General features: G+C 70.2%; 18 protein-coding genes. 3 read left to right on the top strand and 15 right to left on the bottom strand.

Annotated features, from left to right (window positions below; all coding sequences use genetic code 11):
- Nucleotides 1–31 precede the first annotated feature (31 nt).
- Genes ACZ4FH_RS32320 through ACZ4FH_RS32305 form a run of 4 tightly spaced genes read right to left on the bottom strand, consistent with a single transcriptional unit; the run spans nucleotide 32 to nucleotide 8331 of the window.
- Complete coding sequence (locus ACZ4FH_RS32320) at nucleotides 32–3346, bottom strand: type I restriction endonuclease subunit R (protein ID WP_467309336.1); 3315 nt, start codon at nucleotides 3344–3346, stop codon at nucleotides 32–34.
- Nucleotides 3343–4476 carry a restriction endonuclease subunit S gene (locus ACZ4FH_RS32315; protein WP_467309390.1) on the bottom strand — a complete coding sequence of 378 codons (1134 nt, stop codon included), beginning with the start codon at nucleotides 4474–4476 and terminating at the stop codon, nucleotides 3343–3345. Before ACZ4FH_RS32315 ends, ACZ4FH_RS32320 begins: the two co-directional genes overlap by 4 nt.
- A gap of 28 nt (nucleotides 4477–4504) precedes the next feature.
- The gene (locus tag ACZ4FH_RS32310) at nucleotides 4505–6148 is read right to left on the bottom strand and encodes a class I SAM-dependent DNA methyltransferase (RefSeq protein ID WP_467309335.1); all 1644 of its coding nucleotides are present in this window, start codon (nucleotides 6146–6148) and stop codon (nucleotides 4505–4507) included.
- Nucleotides 6149–6165: 17 nt separating this feature from the next.
- Entirely contained in the window at nucleotides 6166–8331 is a 2166-nt protein-coding gene (locus tag ACZ4FH_RS32305; protein ID WP_467309334.1) for a hypothetical protein, read from the bottom strand.
- Nucleotides 8332–8684: 353 nt separating this feature from the next.
- On the opposite strand from ACZ4FH_RS32305, the gene ACZ4FH_RS32300 reads away from it, so the two are divergent.
- Nucleotides 8685–10433, top strand: coding sequence for a DUF6119 family protein (locus ACZ4FH_RS32300; protein WP_467309333.1), 1749 nt, complete (start codon nucleotides 8685–8687; stop codon nucleotides 10431–10433).
- Between the two features lie 361 nt (nucleotides 10434–10794).
- Nucleotides 10795–11148 carry a transposase gene (locus tag ACZ4FH_RS32295; protein ID WP_467309389.1) on the top strand — a complete coding sequence of 118 codons (354 nt, stop codon included), beginning with the start codon at nucleotides 10795–10797 and terminating at the stop codon, nucleotides 11146–11148.
- A 16-nt stretch (nucleotides 11149–11164) separates the two neighbouring features.
- Here ACZ4FH_RS32295 and ACZ4FH_RS32290 read toward each other — a convergent pair whose 3' ends face one another.
- The 9 genes from ACZ4FH_RS32290 to ACZ4FH_RS32250 all read right to left on the bottom strand — a co-directional run bounded on the left by ACZ4FH_RS32290 (nucleotide 11165) and on the right by ACZ4FH_RS32250 (nucleotide 21574).
- Nucleotides 11165–11578, bottom strand: coding sequence for a PIN domain-containing protein (locus ACZ4FH_RS32290; RefSeq protein ID WP_467309332.1), 414 nt, complete (start codon nucleotides 11576–11578; stop codon nucleotides 11165–11167).
- Nucleotides 11560–11844: a hypothetical protein gene (locus ACZ4FH_RS32285; RefSeq protein WP_093721254.1), complete on the bottom strand. Its 285-nt coding sequence runs from the start codon at nucleotides 11842–11844 to the stop codon at nucleotides 11560–11562. Before ACZ4FH_RS32285 ends, ACZ4FH_RS32290 begins: the two co-directional genes overlap by 19 nt.
- A 279-nt stretch (nucleotides 11845–12123) precedes the next feature.
- Nucleotides 12124–13212 (bottom strand): redox-regulated ATPase YchF, encoded by a 1089-nt coding sequence (gene ychF, locus ACZ4FH_RS32280; protein ID WP_383634501.1) that lies wholly within the window; start codon nucleotides 13210–13212, stop codon nucleotides 12124–12126.
- Nucleotides 13213–13422: 210 nt separating this feature from the next.
- Nucleotides 13423–14769, bottom strand: coding sequence for a GNAT family N-acetyltransferase (locus ACZ4FH_RS32275; RefSeq protein WP_467309331.1), 1347 nt, complete (start codon nucleotides 14767–14769; stop codon nucleotides 13423–13425).
- A gap of 92 nt (nucleotides 14770–14861) precedes the next feature.
- Nucleotides 14862–15971: a peptidase C39 family protein gene (locus ACZ4FH_RS32270; RefSeq protein ID WP_467309388.1), complete on the bottom strand. Its 1110-nt coding sequence runs from the start codon at nucleotides 15969–15971 to the stop codon at nucleotides 14862–14864.
- A 102-nt stretch (nucleotides 15972–16073) separates the two neighbouring features.
- Nucleotides 16074–18173, bottom strand: coding sequence for an iron ABC transporter permease (locus tag ACZ4FH_RS32265; protein WP_467309330.1), 2100 nt, complete (start codon nucleotides 18171–18173; stop codon nucleotides 16074–16076).
- 227 nt (nucleotides 18174–18400) lie between these two features.
- The gene (locus ACZ4FH_RS32260; RefSeq protein ID WP_467309329.1) at nucleotides 18401–19468 is read right to left on the bottom strand and encodes an iron-siderophore ABC transporter substrate-binding protein; all 1068 of its coding nucleotides are present in this window, start codon (nucleotides 19466–19468) and stop codon (nucleotides 18401–18403) included.
- Nucleotides 19469–19558: 90 nt separating this feature from the next.
- On the bottom strand, nucleotides 19559–20425 hold the full coding sequence (locus ACZ4FH_RS32255; RefSeq protein ID WP_467309328.1) for an ABC transporter ATP-binding protein: 867 nt from the start codon (nucleotides 20423–20425) through the stop codon (nucleotides 19559–19561).
- A gap of 285 nt (nucleotides 20426–20710) precedes the next feature.
- Nucleotides 20711–21574 (bottom strand): helix-turn-helix domain-containing protein, encoded by an 864-nt coding sequence (locus ACZ4FH_RS32250; RefSeq protein ID WP_467309327.1) that lies wholly within the window; start codon nucleotides 21572–21574, stop codon nucleotides 20711–20713.
- A gap of 221 nt (nucleotides 21575–21795) precedes the next feature.
- Between ACZ4FH_RS32250 and ACZ4FH_RS32245 the strand changes: the two genes are divergently transcribed.
- On the top strand, nucleotides 21796–22452 hold the full coding sequence (locus ACZ4FH_RS32245) for a DUF6542 domain-containing protein (RefSeq protein WP_467309326.1): 657 nt from the start codon (nucleotides 21796–21798) through the stop codon (nucleotides 22450–22452).
- Between the two features lie 11 nt (nucleotides 22453–22463).
- On the opposite strand, the gene ppgK is transcribed toward ACZ4FH_RS32245, so the two are convergent.
- A complete protein-coding gene (gene ppgK / locus ACZ4FH_RS32240) occupies nucleotides 22464–23201 on the bottom strand; it encodes a polyphosphate--glucose phosphotransferase (protein ID WP_467309325.1) in 738 nt (245 codons plus the stop codon).
- A 78-nt stretch (nucleotides 23202–23279) separates the two neighbouring features.
- Nucleotides 23280–24269, bottom strand: a complete 990-nt coding sequence (locus tag ACZ4FH_RS32235; RefSeq protein ID WP_383634485.1) for a 4-hydroxy-3-methylbut-2-enyl diphosphate reductase — start codon at nucleotides 24267–24269, stop codon at nucleotides 23280–23282.
- Nucleotides 24270–24352 lie beyond the last annotated feature (83 nt).

The raw sequence follows: 24352 nt of genomic DNA, 5'->3' as shown, positions 1-24352 counted from the left end.
TTGCCGGGGCCAGGAGCGATATGAGCGAGGGCTATGCGTCGGCAGCCGAGCCGTCCTGGGACCACTTGTCGGCGAAGTGTTCCATCTGGCGGATCACCAGGTCGATCGCTTCCTTGGACTGCTCCGGCGGGTAGCCGTGGCGAGCCAGGAGGCGCCTGATGGTGGCGCGGAGCCTGGCCCGGACGGGCTCGCGGGCGATCCAGTCCTTCTTGAGATTCTTGCGGACCTGGACCACGAGGTCCCGGGCGATACCGGAGAGGACCTCGTCGCCCATGAGGTCGCGAGCGCTGCCGAGGTCGGCGACCGCGTCGTAGAAGGCGAGTTCGTCGTTCCCCAGCGGCGGGGTGAACTTCTCACCTCGCCGGGCGTCTTCCGCGACCGTCTTGGCCAGTTCCACCAGCTGGGCGATGATCTCGGCGCTGGTGAGCTGCTGACGCATGTAGCGGGTCATCAGGTCCTGGAGGCGCTCCGAGAACGCGGTCTGGCGGACGATGTTGTGCCGGGTCTGCTCGCGCATCTTCTTCTCGACGAGGCGGCGCAGGGCTTCGGCGGCCAGGTGCGGGGTTTCGCTGTTCTGCAGGCGGCCGACGAGGGCGTCGTTGAGGTGGGTGAGGTCGGCTTTGTCCAGTCCGGCCTCGGAGAAGAGGTCGGTGACGCCGCCGGTCTCGACGACGGCGGAGGTGAGCTGGGAGAGATAGAGAGCGACGTCGCGGGCGACCGGCAGGCCCTGGGCCTCGCGGTCCATGGCGTCGAGCTTCGCCATGTACGTACGGACCTCGACGAGGAACTGGATGTCACGCTTCCAGTACGGCTGGTCGGTGAACCGGGAGGAGATGTCGGCGGAGGAGCCGGCGAGGGCGAAGAAGCGTTCCAGGCGGTAGCCGTGCTCGCGGAAGCGGCGGCTGAGGGTCTGGTTCGGGTCGTCGAGCTGGTCGGGGTTGTTGCCCGGGGTGGCGGGGCTGCGGAGGTACTCGGCCGTGGTGTAGGCCGCCTTGACGAAGGCCTTCGCGTCGGGGCGGGAGAGGCGTTCGCGCCAGTTCCAGCCGAGAAGCATCTGGTCGAGGATGTCGTACTCGTTGCGGAGTTCGTCCAGGGCGCGGTCGATGTCCTGGCCGAGGGTCCGGTCGGCCTGGTCGTCGGCGGAGTACTCGGCGATGGCCTTCTGGAGGTTCTCGGTGAGCGGGGCGTAGCCGACGAGGAGGCCGTCCTCCTTCTTGCGGAAGCGGCGGTTGACGCGGGCGAGGGCCTGCATCAGGCCGGCGCCACGCAGCGGCCGATCCAGGTACATGGTGTGGATGGGCGGCGCGTCGAAGCCGGTCAGGAGCATGTTGTTGACGATGAGGAGCTGGAGTTCGTCCTCGGGGTCCTTGGCACGGTTGATGACGGCCTTGCGCTGGGAGTCGCGCAGGGCGTGGGCGCGCAGTTCCTTGGAGTCCTTGCGGGAGTCCGAGGAGTAGACGATTTTCATGGCGCCGGTGGTGGGGTCGTCCGTGTGCCAGTCCGGGCGAAGGATCTTGAGGGCGTCGTAGACGCGGACGCAGATCTCGCGGGTGGCGCAGACGAGCATCGCCTTGCCGGGGGCGCCGCCGGGTGCGTCGTCGGCGTCCGCGACGAACGGCAGCATGGCCGCACGGCGTGCTTCCCAGTGTTCGACCAGGTCCTGGGTCAGGTCGCGGATCCGGGCGGGGGCGCCGTACATGGCGTTCATGGTGGCGACGGCCTGCTCGACGCGGGTGCGCTCGGTGTCGTCCAGGCCGTCGGTGATGCGGTCGGCCTCGGTGTCGATGGCGGTGGGGTCGACGTCGTGGTCAAGGACGAGCTGGACGACACGGCTCTCGTGGTAGACCTTCACGGTCGCGCCGTCGTCGGCGGCCCGCTTGAGGTCGTAGGTGTCGATGTAGTCGCCGAAGACCTCGCGGGTGTTGCGGTCGGCCTCGGAGATCGGTGTGCCGGTGAAGGCGAGGAGCGTGGCGTGCGGGAGCGCGTCGCGCAGGTGGCGGGCGTAGCCGTCGAGGTGGTCGTAGTGGCTGCGGTGGGCCTCGTCGACCACGACGACGATATTGCGACGCTCCGAGAGAAGCGGGTGGTCGGTCCCGGATTCCTTCTCCAGCTTGGTGCGGCCGAACTTCTGGAGGGTGGTGAAGAGGATGCCGCCGGTGCGCTTGGCGGCCAGCTCTTCACGGAGTTCGGAGCGGTTGAGGAACTGGTGGGGTTGTTCCGGCAGGACCTCGCTCTCCTTGAACGTGTCGAAGAGCTGGTCGTCGAGATCGGTGCGGTCCGTGACGACCACCACGGTGGGGTTGTGCAGGGCGGGGTCGCGCATGACGAGGTTGGTGGTCAACACCATCTCCTCGGACTTGCCCGAGCCCTGCGTGTGCCAGACCACGCCGGCCTTGCCGTCGGTCGCGGCGGCGCGGCGTACGGCGTCGGCGGCGCGGGTAACCGCGAAGTACTGGTGGGGCTTCGCGATCCGCTTCATGCGCTTGGCCGGCACGAAGTTGATGAAGGACCGGACGAGGGAGAGGAAGCGGGGCTGGGTGAACAGGCCGTGCAGGGCCAGGTCCTGGCCGGTCGGAACGTCGGCATCGGCGTCGGCGTGGACGGCGGCAGCGTCCACGGTGTCCACGCGGGCGCCGAACTCGTCGGTGTTCCACGGGGCGAAGTGCTCGTACGGGGTGAAGGGCGTGCCGTACTTCGCGGTGATCCCATCGGAGAGCAGCACGACCGCGTTGTAGCGGAAGGCGGTCGGGAACTCCTCGACGTAGTGCTGGATCTGGGTGTGCGCGGCGGCCAGGGTGGCGTTCGGGTCGCCGGCCCGCTTGAGCTCGATGACGGCGAGCGGAAGCCCGTTGACGTACAGGACGAGGTCGAAGCGGCGGTTGCGCTCACCGTTGATCACGGTCACCTGGCGGACGGCGCGGTATGTGTTCGCGTCCGCGTGCTCCAGGTCGACGATCCGGACGGTCGGGGTGTGCTCGGCGCCGAGCGCGTCGGTGTACGTGACGGAGTGGATGCCGTCGGTCAGGTAGCCGTGCGCGGTCCGGTTCTCCTCGTACGTGTCCTGGGAGGTCGGGGTCACGGCAGTCGCGAGGGCCTCACGGACGGCCTCCGGGGGGAGGGCAGGGTTGAGCCTCTCGATGGCCTCGCGGAGATCGGAGTAGAGGATCAGGTCGTCCCAGGACCGGCGGTGGCCGGAGCCGGGCGCGAGCTCATTGCCCTCGGCCTTCGGCCAGTCGAGCTCCACGAGCTCTTCGAGGGCGAGGAACTCCCAGTCGATTTCGAGGAGGCGGAAGTTGTCGGGGGTGGGGGTGTCGCTGCTGCCGTTGTCGTTCCCGTGCGTGGTCATACGTGGTCCTCGACAATCTTCTCGGCGTCCTTAACGCGGAGGCGGCCGGACATGAGTTGGGGGAGGAGGGTGTCGCGGAGGGTGGCGAGGCTCAGAGACTCTTGTTCAGCTACCAGCGCGCGCTCCCAGAGAGGGCTGATTACGCCATCCAAAGCCCCCAAAGCCTTGGGGCCCGGAACCGGTACAGGCTCATCCAAGTGCCTGCGCTGAATGTGCCCCATCGTGGTTGCCTTGTCGGCAGCGATTGAACGGAACTCATCCAACTTCCGATGCACTAGTTGACTCACCAGCCAAATCGGATACCCATCCCTTGGAATACACTTGAAAATGTGCTGATTAATGATCGCTTCGGGTCGAAACCATCGCGCAGCAGTCAATGAGCCAGACCACGCGAACAGCAAGTCTCCAGGGCGAGCCAAATGCCGATCTGGAACGTCGATTTCGTTGTAAACCGTAGAGCCCCCCGGACCACTGTTGATTTCAGCAATCCGCACAACCATGCGCCCCGTCCCGGTGGCACCCTTCGTATAAGCCCGTCCATTGATGAACTCAGCCACAGCCGTCAGAGGCTGATCGCTAAATCCATCGGCTGACTTCAGCAAAGCTTCACCGAAGAGCACGCGAGAGAGAGCATCGGCAGTAGCCGAGACGCGCTCATTGACGGCGATCTTTCGCGAGATCTCGTAATAGATCTCACCAATACCCTCCTGCACCCCGCGCTCGGGGACCGGAATCATCAGCTTATGAAAATCACCCTTCTTAAAATGGGGAATCATTGTCCCCACATGCAGATTTTCGATCCTGTTTCGAATCTCAAGCGACCGGAGAATAGCGAACAAGTAGAGCGGATCGATTTTCGAGGCGTCCGGGCGAACGGCGACCATGTCCTGCGCAATGCAGAAATCCACGGGATCCGGAGCGAGAGCCACTCTCCCTGGAGATCCTTTGCACACAAAGATCAGGTCCCCCGGTTCGGGGTGCGCCCGAAACCATCCGTCGTAAGTCTCCTGCGAGACGTACCGAACCTTCTCGTAGCGAGGGTAAAGAGCCTCATCGCTGATGCAATTCGTTGCAATGAGCTTGATACCCTCATCGGTGGTAGGACACGTACGCCCCCTGTTATCGACCACGAAGCTCAGCAGGTCCGAGAAAGGAACTTCACGAGTAGTCACTTTCAACCCTCCCGAGCTGCTTCCGTACGCTGTCCTCAAGTTCACGGGACATGTCGAACAGCGCGTACAGCTCCCCCGTCAGGCGAGCGATTCTGTCCGGCACCGCTTCAGCCCCTTCATCGTCGACCTCAGCCGCCCCGACGTATCGTCCTGGCGTGAGCACATACCCGTGCTCCTGCACTGTCTTTAGGTCCGCGCTGGCGCAGAACCCCGGCACGTCCGCGTACGTCTCTCCCGAATTCTTCGCGCTCGTAGTCCCCCGCCACGCGTGGTACGTCCCGGCGATCTTCGCGAGGTCGACCTCCGTCAGAACGCGCTCCGTACGGTCGACCATCTCGCCCATGTCCCGGGCGTCGATGAACAGGATCTCGCCCCGACGATCCGCAGCCGCAGCCTTCTGTCCCTTCACACCCCCCGGCGACTTGTCCTTCGCCAGGAACCACAAACAAGCCGGGATCGCCGTTGTCCGGAACAGCTGGGCCGGCAGGGCGACCATGCACGCCACCATGTCCCCGTCCACCAGCGCCTGCCGGATCTCGCCCTCGCCGCTCTGCTGGCTGCTCATCGAGCCGTTGGCAAGGACGACGCCCGCCGTCCCCCGCTCCCCCAGCTTGCTGATCATGTGCTGGAGCCAGGCGTAGTTGGCGTTACCCCTCGGCGGGACGCCGTACTTCCACCGCGCATCCGACTCGTTGCGCGCCCAGTCCTTGATATTGAAGGGCGGGTTGGCCATGACGTAGTCGGCCTTGAGGTCGGGGTGCTTGTCATCGGCGAAGGTGTCGCCCCAGCGGGCGGCGAGGTTGCCGTCAATGCCGTGAATGGCGAGGTTCATCTTGGCCAGGCGCCAGGTGCGCTCATTGAGCTCCTGGCCGTAGACAGAAATGTCAGCCTTGTGGCCGCGGCCCCGGTGGGCCTCGATGAACTTGGCGGCCTGGACGAACATGCCGCCCGAGCCGCAGGCCGGGTCGTACACGCGGCCCTCGTACGGTTCCAGGACCTCCACAAGGAGGCGGACGACGCTGCTCGGGGTGTAGAACTCGCCGCCCCGCTTGCCTTCGGCACGCGCGAAGTTGCCGAGGAAGTACTCGTAGACCTCGCCGAGGACGTCCTGGGCGGGCTTGTCGTCGCTGCCGCCGAAGCGGGCGTCGGTGATGAGGTCGACGAGTTCGGCCAGGCGCTTCTTGTCGACGTTGTCTTTGTTGAAGATCTTGGGGAGGACGCCGGTCAGCGACGGGTTGGCCTTCATGATGGCGTCCATCGCCTGGTCGAGGACTTCACCGACGGTGCCGCTCTTGGCGTTGGCGGAGATCGAGGACCAGCGGGCGCTCTCGGGGACCCAGAAGACGTGGTGCCCGGTGTACTCGTCCTGGTCCTCCAGGAACTCCTCCAGGCGGTCTTCGGCGATGCCTTCCTCCGCGAGCTCCTTGGCGAGCTGTTCGCGGCGTTCCTCGAAGGCGTCGGAGACGTACTTGAGGAAGATCAGGCCGAGGACGAACTCCTTGTACTGGTTGGCGTCCATGGAGCCGCGCAGCTTGTCGGCGGCCTTCCAGAGGATGGCCTGGATCTCCTTGGGTGTGGAGGCGGTGAACAGCTCCGCCTGGTCGGCGGGCTTCTTCTTCCGGGGAGGCATGGGCGCTCGGGTCTCCTTCAAGAGTCGGACGAGGGTCGGACGAGAGGGGGTTCGGTGAGGGTCAGCGTGCCGTCGACGAGGCCGGCGGCGGTCAGGGTGGTCAGGTCGTCGAGGGCCGCCGCGTGCTGGCGCAGCAGGGCCGTACGGCGGGCGATGTCGGCCAGGAGGGCGTCGTAACGCTCGGCCTCGTCGCCAGGGAGGTCGGGGATGAGGAGGTCCTCTATGCGGCGGGCGGAGCGGACCGCGCCGCTCACCCGCCGGTGTTCTGTAGCCGCCGAGCGCAGGAGCGCCGCCAGGGCGCGGGGCCGTACGGGATGCTCGGCGTCGGACCGTGCGCGCAGGACGCGGGCGGGAAAGGCGACCACCGACAGGCCCTCGTCGTCGACGTACGCGCCGAAGCTCGGGGTGGCGGTGACGACGATGTCGCCGCGTTCGGTGAAGTAGGCGTGCTCGTAGGTGGTGTGGAGTACGGCGCGGTCGATGCGGTGGCTGCCGACCGGCGCGCTGCCGGTGATCTCGGCCGGGGTGAGGACCGTGTAGTGGCCCGCGCCGCCGCCGAGGAGGTGTTCGGCGGCGATGCGGTGGCCGGGCAGTCGGCGCAGGCGGCGGTCCTTGAGCAGGCGGGCCACGGTGGTGCGGCGGGCCGGCTGGTCGTCGGGGCGCAGGACGGCGTTGGCGCGGATCGTGGGCGCGTGGTCGAGGGCGCTGCGGGTGGCGTCGATCAGCTGCTGGAGGCGGAGTTCGGTCTCGGAGATGCGGGCCGGGCGTTCGACGACGGTGCGGGTGTAGCGGTCGGCGTGCGGGCGGTGCTGTGGGGTGAACGCGGCACCGGGTGCGCCGGTCAGCGCGGTGGCCCGGACGACGGCGGCGTTGCGCGGTTCGTGGCGGCTGTCCGCCCGCCAGCCGGCGTCGCGGAAGATGTCGATGTCCTCGGCCAGCCCGTCCAGGGTTTGCGGGGTGAGGGGGCGTGAGGAGAGGTCGGCGAGGAAGATCTGGCCGGTGCGCTTGTCTTCGGGGGTGCGGTGCAGGATCCAGATCGCGGTGCGGTGGGCCGGGCGGAAGGGGAGTACGCCTTCGGGCAGGCTGATCGCGGCCTTGAGGAGGTGCTGTTCCAGGAAGCCCCGGCGCAGACGGTCCGCTTCCCCGCGGGCGGGTAGGGGCCGGACGAGCGCGTCGGCGGGTCCCAGGACGATGGCAGTGCGGTCCTCGGCAAGGAGGTCGGTGAGGTCCTGCAGGCTTTGCAGGACGGCGAGCGGGCTGCGGGTCTCGGCCGCCTCATAGGGCAGGCAGCAGGCGATGACGTGCGGGTTTCCCCAGTCTTCCGTGGCCAGTTCCTCGCCGTCGGCAAGGTCCATCTCGAATTCCTGGACGCCCTGTGCCATGAGGCGGCGGCGGGCGAGCCGGGCCAGGTCCGGCATCGGGTCCGCGGAGAGGAAGAAGGGTGAGTCCTCGGCGTCGGACACGGATTCGTGCAGGGCGACCAAGAGATCGCCGCTCCGGGGATGCAGGACGGCGGCCGTTGTTCCTTCCTCGCGCTCGTTCAGTCGCGCGAGGCCGGTCAGGTGGGCCATCGTGCGGCTCACCAGCGGAATCGGTTCGTCGGCGGCGAGGTCGTCGCAGCCCAGGCGGCGGCGCGCGTCCATGACCCGTTCGAGCGCGTCGGCCGGGGTGTAGGCGGCCTCGGTGAGGTGGTCGGCGAGTACGGCGAGCAGGGGACCCTGACGTTCGGCGTCCGGCAGGTCGCGCAGCTCTTTGTGGAGGTAGGTGTCCTCGAAGTCGGTCTCCGAGGCGCGCTCCAGGATCGTGCGCCACGGCAGCTCGGAGAGCGGTTCGTCGAGGAGCTGGCGCAGGCAGAGCAGCGCGGTCACTGTGTCGACCAGCGTGCGGGCGGGGATCGCGCGCCGCCAAGCGGAAAGGGTGTGCAGCACCAGCTCCGCCCGGATCTGGTCGGCATCAGCGTTGCCGCGGCCGGTGGACAGAAGCCATTCGGCGACTTCGCCGCCATCGAAGAGCGGGCTGACTCCCTCGTATGCGACGGGCTCGGGGAAGTCTGCGTGGCGGCGCGCCCAGGTCGTGACGACGGGCCGTTGCACCTGGGCCAAAGCCCCAATTTCGGCGTAACTGATCCGCCAGGAGGTCTCCTCCGGCAGGACGGGAACGGCTGCTTCACGCGTGCTGGCCATGGCGGTTCCGCTCCCTTCGTGACGACTGCCTCGTGCTCTCGGTCGAGAACGTTTCTCCCAGTGCGCCTCACACGCTACAGCCGGTCGAGCTCTCAGCCTCGCCAGTGATTGATAACCAGGGTTATCAGGTTCTCGAACAATTTCACCTCCAATCTTCTGGCACCTTCGCCACCATCACCCCGGCACCACCCGCCGGGACGCTGGCCCCATTCGAGTCTGACCGCGCCGGCGTCCTCATCGCCGCGCCTCTGCTCCCTTGCCGAGCACTCACCCCTGTCCGCCTCGACACCACCCGTCCCGTAAGGCCGCTCGTGCTACCGAACCGCACCGCAACCTCGCCCCAGGAGACCTCTGTGTCCAGCACCGCGTCGAAGCGCACCCTGTACCGCCTGACCCGCGTCAAGGCGACCCCTGAGTCGATGCTCGAAGCCCTCGACGTCGACGCCCTCGACACCCTGGACGCGGTCGTGCGCGACGTCAGCGATCACATGGGAGTTCCCGCCCTCGCGGTGTCCTTCGCCGTAGCGAAGGAGGAAGCCGCCTGGGGCAAGGATGTCCTCCGGCTCGCCGGCGAATCGGACCTGCTGCAGGGCGAGCAGCGCACCGGCGCACTGCTCGTGCTCGCCGTCGACGACGTGGTGTACGCGATCGGCTTCGACCAGGGCTACCGGCTTCTCCCCGCCCAGCTCAAGGACGCGCGCTTCGGTCTGTCCTTCGGTATCCGCGCCATCAACCCGCGTCAGGTGCGGGACTTCACTGCCAGCCTCCTCGGCCAGGCGCGCATCGACAGTTCCCTGATCCCTGCCGGCGCCTCCGCACCGGCACTCGGACTCCGGGACCACGGGCGGATCATCCGCCACCTCGGCGGCTACCTCGACGAAGTCGGCCTCACTGCAGGGAGCGGCACCAGGAACGGGGCCATGTCCGCGGAGGGCGGCATCGGTCTCCGTATCAAACTCGGCACCACCCCCGCCACGCTGATCAAGGACATTCGCGCCATCGCCACGATCTGCGAGCACGACGTTCCCCACCCCGACCTGGCCTTCATCGAGCACATCACCGCGGTCAAGGACGCTTCCCTCATCGACGCGCTCGATGCGGAACTGGACGCCACGCTCGGCCGTCCCGCAGACGGCCGGATCATCGCCGCCGTCCCCTTCTCCCAGAGCACCGACCTGCCCCGGTCCACCGCCTGCACCATCAAGATCGGGTCCTGCCCGCCCCACCTCCGTGACGAGTTCAGTCTCGACTACGTCCTGGAGCGGGCCCGTGTGATCAAGGCAGGCGCCCGCGTCACGGCGCTCCGGCAGGGCACCGTCGAACTGTTTCGTGACACGCTCTCCGCACGGACCGCGCTCGCCCCGCGCACCGCCTCCCTGGAAGCCCTGTCCAAGGAAACCGCCATGAAGTGGATCGAGGCCACCTTCTCCCTCAGCTCCCGCACGTTCTGTCTGCTCGACGGTGAGTGGTACGAGCTCGGGGCGGGCTACCTGCGCAACGTCAACGAGACCGTGGCTCCCTTGTTCCCCGACGCGCCCTCAGTCGATCTCCCCCGCTGGCCGCTCGTCGAGAAGCTCAACAGGAAGGGTATGCGCGTGATGCGTCCCGTAGACGAAGGCGACTACAACAAGCTGGCCGCCCAGGCCCGTCGCGGCTGGGTCTGCCTGGACAAGAAGAATGTCCACAACCCCTTTCGGGCAAGCAACTCCGTCGAGATCTGCGACCTGTTCACCGAGGACGACACTCTTGTCCTCGTGAAGCCCGCGCACTCCTCAAGCCCGCTGAGTCACCTGTTCAGCCAGGCGCGCGTCTCCGTTGAGCTCCTCTTCGAGAACGCGGCCGTACGCGCGGAGTTCGCCCGGTCCGTACACGTCAACAGCGATCCGGCCCGCAGCGTCCCCGAGGACTTCATCCCGCGCCGCGTCGTCTTCGCGATCCTTCTGAAGGACGGAGCCAAGCTCACACCAGACTCCCTCTTCCCGTTCTCCGCCATCACCCTGGCCCAGACCGCGAAGGCCCTCGCCGCTCGCGGCGTGACCGTCGAAGTCATCGGCGTCGAAAGCGAGTCGGCCCAGTCCGCCATGCGCGACGAGGCTGCGTAGCCGCCCGGGCCTGCTCACCACGTGCAGCGCTCCCGGAGCCTGGCCGAATCCGCTTCCCCTTGAGCGCACCCCTACCTGCGAGCGGCCGACGCTCCCACTCATGTGCCGCATCACCGCCGTCAAGGAGTACTGGAATGAGCTGGCTCACTGGGACATGGACGCCCCGGAGACGAAAGCCGAGGCACTGACGCCTGCTGAAGCTGATCGACCACGACCCACGGCCCTGATCGGCTGAGGCGCCCCCGGCCGGGCCTGCCGTCAGACTTCCGGCTCAGGGCTGTCGAGGCCGAGTTCGATCACCGCGAGTGGACGAGTGGGGCCCTGACCCCGGATTTTGGACACCGGAGAAACTTGGGTCTTGATGCTCCAGGAGAACGGAGTCCCTGTGGGGATGAAGCACTACCCCGCCGAGTCCAAGACGGACGCGGTCGCGTTGTACTGGTCGAGGCCGGGCGCGACGATCAAGTCCGTCGCCGGCGATCTCGGAGTGAATACCGAGACGCTGAGGAACTGGATCCGGGCTGCCGATGGACGTCGGGTCGGTGCCCATTCCTCGCCGCTGGCCGTCGTCCCGGGCAGTAGTGACGCCGTCGAGGCGGAGCTGCCCGCAGCCCGCAGCCCGCAGCCCGCAGCCCGCAGCCCGCAGCCCGCAGCCCGCAGCCCGCAGCCCGCAAGAGGATCCGTGAGCTGGAGGAAGAACCCCCGCTCCTACTGAGCCGGACCAAGGGAAATCACACCGCCACGAGCCGGACCCGATCGCCGCACAGCTTGGCCATGTCGTCGATATCGGAAGTCAGCATGACCACGGGGCGGTGCTGTCGCAGCGCGGCCTCGGCGACGGCCGCGTCGATCGCGTACTTGTGTCCGTGCAACCCGGCATTCATCAACAACTTCGAGGCAGCCCTCGCCTCCTCATCACCCACCGGGACGACCCGCAGCCCGGAAAGCACCCAGTTCAGGCGGGACTTGTTCGTACGGACGTGGACGACTTCGATGATGGTGAGCGCACTGATCACGACCTCCATGCCGCGCGAGCGCGCCTCAGCGATCAGAGCCACCACCTGCTCGTCATCGGCGAGCAGCTTCGAGAGCCCTTCGCTGTCCAGGACGAGCGAGCCCTCGTGACTCAGCCTGCGGCGGGCCACTCGGCCTCCTCGGCGAACACCTCGTCGAAGACCTGCCGCGCCCGCTGACGAGCCGGCTCGGAAACCGGCCCCTTGCGGCTCTCGTAGTCCGCCAGGTACTCGTCCAGGACCTGCCCGCGCAGCTCACGCTCGACCGCCTCGGCAATGAACGCGGAGAACTCCCGCTTCCCCACGCGCGCCCGGATCGCCTCCGCGGTCCCTTCCGGCAGCGACAGGCTCACCCGCGTCGCCGGGCCTTCCCCGATGCTGTACGTCGTCTCACCCATACCCCGAGTGTGTCAAACGAGTAGGAAAAGCGCCACGTCCGCACTGCCCTCACACTCGGCCAGCGCCCCGCTCGCTCAAATCCCAGCACGGGCATCCCCATCCCATCCCAGCACGATCCCAGCACGGTAGGGGTGAGCAGGGGTGATGACAGGTGACGAGTGGTCAGCTATCCCAGCACCATCCCAGCACGGGAAAAAACCAAGGGCCCGACCCCGAAGAGTCGGACCCTCTCTGACCTGTATGTTTGCCGGATCAGTGACGTGGTGATATGTCAGCGGCTACACGTTGAAGCGGAACTCCACCACGTCCCCGTCCTGCATCACGTACTCCTTGCCCTCCATGCGGGCCTTGCCCTTGGCGCGGGCCTCGGCGACGGAGCCGGCTTCGACGAGGTCGTCGAAGGAGATGATCTCGGCCTTGATGAAGCCCTTCTGGAAGTCGGTGTGGATGACACCGGCCGCCTCGGGGGCGGTGGCGCCCTTCTTGATGGTCCAGGCGCGGGATTCCTTGGGGCCGGCGGTGAGGTAGGTCTGGAGGCCGAGGGTGGCGAAGCCGACGCGGCTGAGGGTGGCGAGGCCGGGCTCGTCCTGGCCCATGGACTGGAGGAGTTCGAGGGCCTCGTCGTCGTCGAGTTCGATCAGCTCGGACTCGATCTTGGCGTTGAGGAAGATGGCCTCGGCGGGGGCGACCAGGGCGCGCTGCTCGTTCTTGAAGTCCTCGTCGACCAGCTCGTCCTCGTCGACGTTGAAGACGTAGAGGAAGGGCTTGGTGGTGAGGAGGTGCAGCTCGTGGAGGAGGTGGCCCTTCTCGGTGCCGGCGGTGATGCCGGCCTGGAAGAGGGTGTCGCCCGCTTCGAGGATCTTCTTGGCCTCCTCGACGGCGGCCAGGACGGCGACCTTCTCCTTCTGGAGACGGGATTCCTTCGTGAGGCGCGGGATGGCCTTCTCCACGGACTGGAGGTCCGCGAGGATCAGCTCGGTGTTGATGGTCTCGATGTCGTCCTTGGGCGAGACCTTGCCGTCGACGTGGACGACGTTCTCGTCCTTGAAGGCCCGGATGACCTGGCAGATCGCGTCCGACTCGCGGATGTTCGCCAGGAACTTGTTGCCCAGGCCCTCGCCCTCGCTCGCGCCGCGCACGATGCCCGCGATGTCGACGAAGTCGACGGTCGCCGGGAGGAGCCGCTGGGAGCCGAAGATCTCGGCCAGCTTGTTGAGGCGCTGGTCCGGGACACCGACCACGCCGACGTTGGGCTCGATCGTGGCGAACGGGTAGTTGGCCGCCAGCACGTCGTTCTTGGTCAGGGCGTTGAACAGGGTCGACTTGCCGACATTCGGCAGACCGACGATTCCGATACTAGTACTCATGCCACAAACGTCCGCTCAGGATCAAGAAGGGTGGGGTCGGCCGCGACTCCGGACGCACCACCGGCTCCCCCTTACGGGCGGGAGCCCGAGCGCATCGGCGTCCACGTGCGCGTATCACGGTACAGGGACACGGACGAGTAGATCTCCCTCGAACGCGGGATCGATCCTCGCCTCGTGTGGATGAGGGTGGGGCGGACTCGCCCCGGACCCTCAGAACCAGTGCAGGCAGTGCGGGGGCTCCTCCGTCCCGAACAGCGTGTCCGCCAGTGCCGCAGCGCCGGGGTGGTGCGCCGTGATGTGCCCGGCGCGTACGAGCGTGCTCGGGCGGGTGCCCCCCAGGTACACCGACCCCAGGTCCCGCACGTCCAGGGAGAGGTCCGGGTCCCGGTCCGTGGGGACGCAGTCCGCCTTCCCGTCGCGGACGGTCAGCAGGTGGCGGGCCCGCTCCCCGAGGAACGGGTCGTCGACGTCCAGGACGATCTCCCCGTCCGCGAACCAGCCGCGCGCCGTCAGCGCACGCGGTACGTCGAGGAGGCGCACCCACAGCCAGTCCGTCTGGCCGCCGACCTCACCGGCCCGGACGTCGGCGAGCTGCCAGCGCAGCGGGTGCTCGGGCGGGACGTGCCGGAACACGATCCGGGAGACCAGGTCGTGCCCGAGGACGCACCGGGCCAGGGCCGTGAACACGGCGTCGTCCGTGGCGACGGTCTCGTCGACCGTCAGGGTGTTCTCCTCGCCGAGGGAGTAGCTGGCGTACCCGTCCGGCACGCCGTCCGCGTCCCGGTGCACCGCCACGTAGCGCGGCGCCGGGGACACCGGCGGCTGCCCCGCCCCCAGCGCCCACCAGCGGGGCGGCCGGGACAGCGCCCCCGGCTGCGCGCGGCGGTACCGGTCGTACACCGCTTCGAGAATCTCGCCGCAGTCGGCCCGCTTCAGCACCTCGACCGAACCGTCGCCGGGGCCGATGTCGGTCCCCGAGCCTGCGCCCGAGCCGATGCCGGTCCCCGAGCCAGCGCCCGAGCCGATGCCGGTGCCATCGCCGATGCCGGTCGCCGCGCCCGCACCGGTCCCCGCACCCGCGCCCACGCCCGCGCCCGCCCCTCTCCCCCTGGCCACCGCGAACCCCGCCCTGTCCCTCGGCACCGTCAGCCGGGCGGTGGACGTGGCCGGGCCGTAGCCGAAGCGGCCGTAGATCGGGGCCTCCGACGCCAGCAGTACGGAGAGGAACTCGCCCCGGGTCCGTACCTCGGTGAGCTGGTGCCGCATCATCGCGCTGAGCACCCCCTGCCGCCGGTGCGAGGGCACGACGCCCACGGCGGTCACGCCGGCGACCGGGACGGGTATGCGGCCGGGCAGGGTGAGTTCGAAGGAGTACGCGGCGGCGGTGCCGACGGGCCTGCCGTCCGGTGCGACGGCGAACAGGGCGCGCTCCATCTCCAGCGCCGACCACCAGCGCCCGCCGTCCGTGACGGGGGTCTCCGGGAACCTCCCGAACGCGGTGTGGACGGTGTCGACGAAGACCTCCAGGTCCTCGTCGGTCGTGGGACGGATCTCCATCGCTTCGTCTTCTCCTCGGTACGGCGGCGGCTCGGTACGGCGGTGCCGGGCACCGGGCAGCGTAGCCCCCGGGCCGGCGCGGTCGGGGGCGTTCACCGGTGCGGGCTGCCGAGGGTCACCGCTCCGCGGAAGCCGCCCGGAGCCATCGTCGACATGGTGTCGAGGGACGCGTCGGGCACCGGCAGGAGGTGGGCGTCGACCCAGGTGTCCCCCGTCGCGGCGTTGGCCCAGGGGTCCTCGATCACGAGGGCGCCGGGCACGGCGCCGTGGCAGAGCACCCAGTGCGGCACGTCGAACCCCTGCATCGCGGCGAGCGAGAGGAGGAGCAGGACGTGGTCGCGCCGGCCGATCGCCTCCCGGACCGCGCTCAGGGGGAGGTGGTGCGGGTCGACGGGGACGCCCAGGCGTTCCGCCTCCGTGCGGGACACCTTCTGGAGCAGGGCGCGCCACTCCTGGTCGTCCGGCGCGAGGTGGTCGAGGAGGACGGGGCGGTCGGTGTCGAGGTGGACCGTGACACGGGACGACGGCCGGGCCCTGCGCAGGGCGACCCCCAGACCGACGGGTTCGCACGCCATGACGTTGTTCGCGTCCCGCCACAGCGTCAGCTCCGCCCGGCGGTCCAGCGCCTCGCGCGGCAGGACTCCCGCGTGCGCCTGCGCGACCAGGGCGGTGACGGCGCCGCAGGTGAAGTGGGTGCTCTGCCCGTAGTACGGAGGCGCCGCCACCGTGTCGGCGTACGCGTGCTCCCTCGTCCGGCCCTCGTGTACAGGCGCCATCGCCGCGTCCTCCTCCGCAGGCGCCGCCACCAGTTCCTCGTACAGCCAGCGCACATAGCCGGTCTCCGGGCCCGCCGCGCCCTGCGCCTGCGCGACCGGCGGGTCCAGGGCGGTGAAGCCCGCGGCCGCCGCCTCCTCGGGGGTCGCCGTCCACCCCTCCCATTTCAGCTGGACCAGTCCTCGGCGGACCGCATGGGCGGTGACCGCCGTGAGGGCCGCCGGTACGTCCCCGACGGCATCGACGATCTTCAGATACCCCGTCCCCGGACGGGCCGTCACCAGCGCGGCGGCGGTCCAGTCGTCGCCCCTCTCACCGGTTACGGCCACCACGTGCGGGGCATGGGCCGAGCGGTCCACCGACCGCCAGCGCTCCGCCACCCCGGGGTGCCCGAGCCGCGCCGACACCCCCTCCGGCTCGTACGGCATGACGACGACACTCTGCACAGACCGCACGAAACTCTCCTGACGCGATACGGATGGGGACGGAGTCGGGGACGGGGAAGTACGGAGGCACGGACCTTCCCGGCCTCACGCCCGCGACCGCCGGAGCACCCAGATGAAGTACGGGGCGCCGACCAGCGCGATCATCAGGCCGGCCGGCACCTGCGCGGGGGCGACGACCGTGCGGCCCAGCGCGTCGGCGACGCAGACCAGCAGGCCGCCGAGCAGCATCGCGACCGGGATCGCACGGGCCTGGCGGGCGCCCACGAGGGACCGGGCGAGGTGCGGGGCGACGAGCCCCACGAAGCCGACGACGCCGACGGCGACCACACCGAGGGCCGCGAGCACCGCGGCGATCGCCAGCGCGGTGAAGCGGGTGCGCTCCACGCGGACGCCGACGATGCGCGGGGTGTCCTCGTCGACGGCGAGCAGGTCCAGCCGCTCGCGCAGGAGAAGCAGGACGGGGAGGGCGAGCACCAGGCCGATGGCGACCGGGGCGACGTCGGGGAACGTACGGCCGTACGTCGTCCCGGAGAGCCAGGTGAAGATGCGGGGGGTGTTGTACGGGTCGGCGTGCAGCAGGAGGAACGTGGTCACGGCGCTGAGCCCGTACCCCGTACCGATGCCGATCAGGACGAACCGGTCGGGCAGGAAGCCCCCGCGCCGGGCCAGCAGGGCGATCAGGCCGAACGTGGCGAGGCCCGCCGAGACGGCGACCGTGATGAGCACCGTGCGCCCGCCGCCCAGGCCCGAGGTGGCGACGCCCGCCGCGCCCAGTCCGGCGCCCGCCGTGATGCCGAGGATCCCCGGCTCCGCGAGCGGGTTGCGCACCGTGCCCTGCACGACGCATCCGGCCAGTCCGAGCGCCGCGCCCGCGAGCACCGCGGCGGTCACCCGCGGCACCCGGTCGTCGAGTGCCTGGCCGACCAGGCCGGGGGCGGTGCCGCGGATCCAGAGGGCGAGGTCCCCGGTGCGCAGCCAGAGGCTGCCCGCCAGGACGGCCACGAGGACGGCGGCGGCCAGCAGGACCAGCGCACCGGCCACGAGGAGGAGGTAGCCGCGGCGGGAGCGCACGGCGACCCGGGCCGGCGGGGGCTGCCGCAGCCGGCCCGTGTCGCGCAGCCGCAGCGCGAGGACCACGATCACGACGGAGCCGAGCAGGGTGGTCGGCACCCCGGTGGGGATGGCGGCCGCCCCGTCGGCCCCCTGCACGGCGCGCAGGACCGCGTCCGCGAGCAGGATGAGCAACGCGCCGAGCAGACCGGCCGCGGGGATCAGCAGCAGGTGTCGGCGCAGTGCGCGGATCCGCCCGGCGAGCAGGCGCGCCAGGACGGGGGCGCCCAGGCCGACGAAGGCCATCGGGCCGGCGAGGGTTACGGAGGTGCTGGTCAGGAGCACCGCGCAGACCACGGCGGCCACCCGGGTGGAGCGGACGGGCACGCCGAGGGTGGCCGCGGTGTCGTCGCCCAGGTTCATGACGTCCAGCCGCCGGGAGAGGGCCAGGGCGGCGCAGAGCACCAGGAGGACGAGCGGGATCGCGCGCAGCGACGCGTCGATGTTCAGCTGGGAGAGCGAGCCGCTGCCCCAGGCGTAGAGGCCGGTCGTGTTCTGTTTGAACAGGATGAGGAGCATCCCGGTCGCGGAGTCCAGGGCCATCGCCATGGCCGATCCGGCGAGGACGAGGCGGCTGCCGGAGGTGCCGGCGGCCCGGCCCGCGAGGAGCAGGACGAGGGCCGCCGCGACGAGGCCGCCGGCGAAGGCGACGGCGCCCGACGCCCAGAGCGGGGCGGTGACGCCGAAGGCGGCGACGAGCGTCACGGCGCAGTAGGAGCCGGCCGACACGGCGAGGGTGTCGGGCGAGGCGAGGGTGTTGTGCGTGACGGACTGGAGCAGGGTGCCGGCGCAGCCGAGGGCGAAGCCCACCGCCACGCCCGCGAACAGGCGCGGCAGCCGTGAGCCGGTGAGGATCTCGCCGACGGGTGCGCCGCCGGCGTTCTCCGGCTGCCCGGTGAGATGCCGCAGCAGGTCGGTGACGCCGACGCCGGAGGTCCCCTGGGTCAGATGCCAGAGGCCCACCAGGACGGTCGCGGCGAGGAGGGCGGCCAGAACGGCCGCCCCGGCCGGGCCGCCGCCACGCTCCTCGCGCGGCGGGGCGGCCCGGTCCGGTACGGCGGGCCGGTCCGGCATGGGCCGTTGCAACGCAGCCCGATCCGACGCGGCCGGTTCTGATGCTGCCCGGTCCGGCACCGCCGGTATCGACACAACCGGTTCCGACACAGCCGGTTCCGACACAGCCGGTCCTGACGCAGTCGGTTCCGACACGGCCCGATCCGACACAGCCGATCCCGACACGGCCCGATCCGACGCAACCCGTCCCGACACAGCCCGTTCCGCCCCCGCCCCGTGCCCGGTGCTCACTTCTTGTCGAGTACGTCGACGTAGGCGTCGATCGCCTGCTCGTTGGAGCGGGGGCCGCCGGCGCCCCACACCCGTGCCGGGAAGGCGTGGGCGCGGCCTTCCTTCACGGCCGGGAGGGTCTTCCAGATCGGGTTCTTCTCCAGCGCGGCGACGTATCCGCCGGCGCCCTCGTCGTTGGCGTAGAAGAGGTTGGCGCCGCCCACGGCGACGAGTCCTTCGACGTCCGTCTGCGCGAGGCCGTAGGAGGGGTCGACGCCTCCGTTGCCGTGCTTCTTGTCGACGCTGCTGGTCCAGGCGGGCTTCAGTCCGAGTTCCTTGCCGAGTTCGGTGAAGAGGGCGCCGTCGCTGTAGGGGCGGACGGTGAGGTTGCCGCCCTCCAGCCAGCCGTCGAAGAACACGAAGTCGCGGGTCGGCAGGTCGGCGTCGACGACCTTCTGCTTGGCCTCGGCCAGGTGGGCGTCGAACTCCTTGAGCACCTGGTCGGCCCGTTCGGTGCGGCCGGTCGCCTTGCCGATCATGCCGAACACCTCGCGCATGTTCCCGATCGGGTCCTTGGGGTTCGCGCCGCGCGTGGCCATCACGGGGACGCCGCGCTTCTCCAGCTTCTTGATCGTCTCGTCCTTGGCGTCGAACGCCTCGACGACGATGAGGTCGGGCTCAGTCGCGTAGAGGGTGTCGAGGTCGGGCTCCTCGCGGGTGCCGATGTCCGTCACCCCGGCGGGCAGCTTCTCCGCGCTGACCCAGGTGCTGTACCCCTTGACGTCGGAGACCGCGGTGGGGGTGACGCAGAGGGTCAGCGCGTCCTCGACCTGCTGCCATTCCAGGACGGCGATGCGCTTGGCGGGCTTGTCGAGCTTCACCTGGCGGCCGACGCCGTCCGTGAGGGTGACCGGCCCGGTCGAGGTGGCCGTGGTGTCCTGGGCGCAGTCCTTCGACGCGGGGGACGGGTCGGCGCTGCTGCCGGCCTTGACCGAATCGGCGTCGGTCGTCCCGCAGGACGTGAGGGCGAACAGGGCGAGTCCGGCCGAGGCGGCTGCGGACGTCAGGCGGCGGGCACGGTTCATGAGGGTTCTCTTTCTCCGACCGGTCGGACGGACCGGTCTGAAACGATTCGAAGGGGCGGCGTACGGGCCGCTCCGGGAGGGTGGCGCGGGTCAGGAGAGGTGGCGCCCGAGCGGGTCGATGCGCAGACGGCCCGTACGCGGGTCGATGGCGGCCTCGACGCGGATGTCGTAGACCTCGCCGATGTTCTCGGCGGTGAGGACGTCGGCGGGTGGTCCGGCCGCGTACACCCGGCCGTCCCGCATGAGGACGAGCGTGTCCGCGATCCGGGCGGCGTGGTCCAGGTCGTGCAGCACGATGCCGACCGCGATGCCGTGCTGTTCCACGAGGTCCCGCACCAGGTCGAGCGTCTCGAACTGGTACCTGAGATCCAGGTGGTTGGTGGGTTCGTCCAGCAGGACGACGCCGGTGTCCTGGGCGAGGCAGGCGGCGAGCCACACCCGCTGCATCTCCCCGCCGGACAGTTCGCCGACCTGGCGGGCCGCCATGTCCCGTACGCCGGTGACGCCCATGGCCCGGTCGACGGCGGCCGTGTCCTCGGGGGCCGGTCCGGCGAAGCCGCGCCGGTAGGGGTGGCGTCCGAAGGCCACGACCTCCGCGACCGTCAGCCCCTGGGGAGCGGGCCGCGACTGGGAGAACAGCGTCACCTCGCGGGCGAACCGGCGGGGGGTGAGCAGCGCCGCGTCGTACTCCTCGGGCCCGTCGGGGACGCCGAGCGTCACCCGGCCCGCGTCCGCCCGGTGCAGCCGGGCGAGCGCGCGCAGCAGCGTGGACTTCCCGCTGCCGTTCGGCCCGACGAGGGCCGTCACCCGGCCGGATTCCAGGGTGACCGAGACCCCGTGGACGACCTGTTCGCCGCCGTAGCGCAGCACCAGGTCGCGCCCGTTGAGCGCGGCGGCCGGGGCTGTCGCGGAACGGGCCGGGGGTTCTCCGGTACGCCGGAAGGGGCTGGTGAGCATGAGAGGGTCCGGATGGTCGCAGGGGCGCGGGCGGCGGCACCCCGCCCTGCCGTCACCGGCCGGGCCGCGCGCCCGTCCGCACACGGGCAGCGCCGAGCACGTCGAGCAACAACTAAGGGTTACCTAACTTCGGGAAGTCTATATTCCGCTTAGCGGGCCGACAATCAGGCGTTCTCGCCACCCGATACGGGATTCCGGACACCCCGGAGGGCCGCGTCAGCCCTGCCTCAGGGGATCAGGGCTTCAGGGGTTTTAGGGGATCAGGGGATCAGGTGCATCAGGGGATCACGGGCTCAAGGGCTCCGGGGCCCGCCCGGACACCGGGTCCGCAGTGCCGAAGAACGCGCCGGGCGTGGTTCCCATGACCCGCCGGAACGCGGCGATGAAGGTGCTGGGCTGGGCGTAGCCGAGGCTCTCGGAGACCGACGTCACATCCCATCCGTCGGACAGCAGCATCAGGGCCCGGTGCACCCTCAGCATCTGCCGCCACTGCGCGAAGGAGAGACCCGTCGTCCGGCGGAAGGCGCGGGTGACCGTACGGTCGCTGCTCCCCAGCTCCCGCGCCCAGTCCTCCAGCGAACGCCCGTCGGCGGGGTCGTCGAGCAGGGCTTCGGCGATCGCGTCGATCCGGGGGTCGCCGGGCAGCCGCAGCGCGAGCTGGTGCTCCGAGGGCCGGATCACGTCGAACACGACGGACTCCGCCCGCAGCCGGGCCGCCTCGTCGAGATCGGTGCGCGCCAGATGGGTGAGCAGGGACGTGAGCAGCGGCGTCATCTCGATGGCCTTCGGTTCCCCGAACGCGATCGGTGTGCGGTCGGGGGCGAAGAAGGCGTCGTGGAACCGCGCGCCCTCCGTCGCCCGGCCTGCGTGCACCACTCCGGCGGGCATCCACAGTCCGTGTCCCTCGAACACGGTGAAGACGCGGTCGCCGACCCGGGAGGTCAGCGTCCCGCCGCGCACCCAGACGAGTTCGTGCAGGTGGTGGGCGTGCGGCGACCATTCCGTGGGGGCGGGGACGACCCGGAACTCCGCGACGACGGCACCGGGGGCCCCGGGCCGCTCCGGCAGCGCCCCGGCCCGGCGCATCACCGTGCCCGCCTCGCGCCGCCACATCCCCGGGGTCATCTCACCGCGGGACGCCCGAACCATGCGGACGAGTCTAGGCGCAGCGCGGAACTCCCCGTTCGCGCGCGCCGTCGCGCGGAACGCCCCGTCCCGCGCGAGGGCGCGCGGACCTCCCCGTCCACGCCCCTGCGCCGGGGCCCTGACCGGTTCCCGTTGGGCCGTGTGGCATCGAACTCATCGCCAAGGTCGGCCAAAGCGCGTGTCCCGCACCCGCTTCCCCGCACCCGGCGACCTACGTTGTCCCGGTGGAGCAGCCCAGGACACGTCCCCCGCAGCGCAGGCAGACCCGTCAGACCCCCCTGTCCCCGCTCAAAACCCATGCGGCCCCGGGCGCCGGCGCCCGCGCCGGTCAGGGGTCCGGGGCGACCGTCCACCGGGGGACCGGCGGCGCGGCCCGTCCGGGGGGCCCGTCCGTGCCGGTCCTGCGGCGGCTGCCGAACCCGCGGCTGACCGGGATCGGGGCGGGGCTCTTCGCCGCCGCCGTGATGTTCGTCCTGGCCTGCCTGGACTGGCTGGCCCTCGACGCCTCGCCCACCGTCTACGGCGTGCTCTTCCTGCCGGTCAGCGCGCTCACCGCGCTCTGGGTGCGCCCCGCCGACCTGGTCACCGCGCCGATCAGCGTCCCGATCGCCTTCGCCGTCGGCGTCATCCCGATCGCCGGCGGAACGGGCGGCTTCGGCGGGCAGACCATGGCCGTCGTCACCGCGCTCGCCGTGCACGCCGGCTGGCTGTACGGCGGCACCCTCGTGGCCGGGATCATCGCCACCGTACGCAAGGTCCGGCTGATGCGGGCCCGGCAGCGGCGGCTCGTCATCGCCGCCCACACCGGCCGGCCCGCCGGCTCCCCCGCCGCCGCGCCCCGGCCCGCGGGCCGGACGCCCCGCCGCACCACACCGCAGTGAGGGGCGGGGCCTCAGCGCCCCGCCGCCGCCATCGCCGCGCCGACGATCCCCGCGTTGTTCTGCAGCTCCGCCGGGACCATCTCGGCCCGCACGTGCTCGATCAGCGGCAGGAACTTGTCGGCCTTCCGGCTGACGCCCCCGCCGATGACGAACAGCTCCGGCGAGAACAGCATCTCCACATGGGCCAGGTACTTCTGCACCCGGTGCGCCCAGTGGTGCCAGCTCAGGTCCTCGTCCTCCTTGGCCTTCGTGGAGGCGTGCTTCTCGGCGTCGTGGCCGTGCAGCTCCAGATGGCCCAGCTCCGTGTTGGGGACGAGCCTGCCGTCGATGAAGAGCGCGCTGCCGATGCCCGTACCGAGGGTCAGCACGATCACGGTGCCCTTGCGGCCCCGGCCCGCGCCGAAGGTCATCTCGGCGATGCCGGCCGCGTCCGCGTCGTTCAGCAGCGTGACCGGGAGGCCCAGCTTCCCGCTGAGCAGGGTGCGGGCGTCCAGGTCGATCCAGCCCTTGTCCACATTGGCCGCGGTGCGCGTCAGACCGTCCGTGACGACGCCCGGGAAGGTGATGCCGACCGGGCCCTTCCAGTCGAAGTGGCCGACCACCTCGGCCACGCATCCGGCCACGTCCTCAGGGGTGGCCGGATGCGGGGTGAGCACCTTGTGGCGCGGCTGCGCCAGGTCGCCGCGGTCCAGGTCCACGGGCGCGCCCTTGATACCGGAACCACCGATGTCCACACCGAAGATCTCCATGGGATCCACGGTACGGGCAGCCGGGCCCGCCCACTTCCGGAACGGGAAGCCCGGAGGAACCGCGTGCCCCCGCCGCGGCTACTCGGCCGCCAGCTCCGCCGCCTCGGCGCGCAGGTCGCGGCGGAGTTCCTTCGGCAGCGAGAAGACGATGGACTCCTCCGCCGCCTTGACGATCTCCACGTCCTCGAAACCGCGCTCGGCCAGCCAGGCCAGCACCCCGTCGACCAGCACCTCGGGCACGGAGGCGCCGGAGGTGACGCCGACCGTGGAGACGCCCTCCAGCCAGGCCTCGTCGATCTCGTCGGCGCCGTCGACCAGATGGGAGGCGCCCGCGCCGGCGCCGAGGGCGACCTCGACCAGCCGGACCGAGTTCGAGGAGTTCTTGGAACCGACGACGATCACCAGGTCGGCGTCGGCGCCCATCTGCTTCACCGCGATCTGGCGGTTCTGCGTGGCGTAGCAGATGTCGTCGCTGGGCGGCGAGATCAGGAGGGGGAACTTCTCCTTGAGCGCGCCGACGGTCTCCATCGTCTCGTCGACCGAGAGCGTGGTCTGGGAGAGCCAGACGACCTTGGACGGGTCGCGTACCTCGACGTTCGCGACGTCCTCGGGGCCGTCGACCAGGGTGATGTGGTCGGGGGCCTCGCCGGAGGTGCCGATGACCTCCTCGTGGCCCTCGTGGCCGATCAGGAGGATGTCGAAGTCGTCCTGCGCGAAGCGGACGGCCTCCTTGTGGACCTTGGTGACGAGCGGGCAGGTGGCGTCGATCGTGGCGAGCTTCCGCTCGGCCGCCTCCTGGTGCACGGTCGGGGCGACGCCGTGCGCGGAGAACATGACGATCGAGCCCTCGGGGACCTCCGCCGTCTCCTCGACGAAGATCGCGCCCTTCTTCTCCAGGGTCTGCACGACGTACTTGTTGTGGACGATCTCGTGGCGCACGTAGACCGGGGAGCCGTACTGCTCCAGGGCCTTCTCCACGGCGATCACGGCACGGTCCACGCCCGCGCAGTAGCCACGGGGAGCGGCGAGGAGGACGCGTCGGGGGGTCGTAGCAGTCATGCGCCCCATCGTAACGGCCTCCCCCGCGGCGGGCGGGGCCGTAAGGACGCACCTGACGGGCGCGGGGCGCGGCGGGTCGGGAGACTGATCAC

This window comes from Streptomyces sp. NPDC024555, from assembly GCF_055559335.1.
This window is presented reverse-complemented; position numbering and strand designations above follow the sequence as displayed.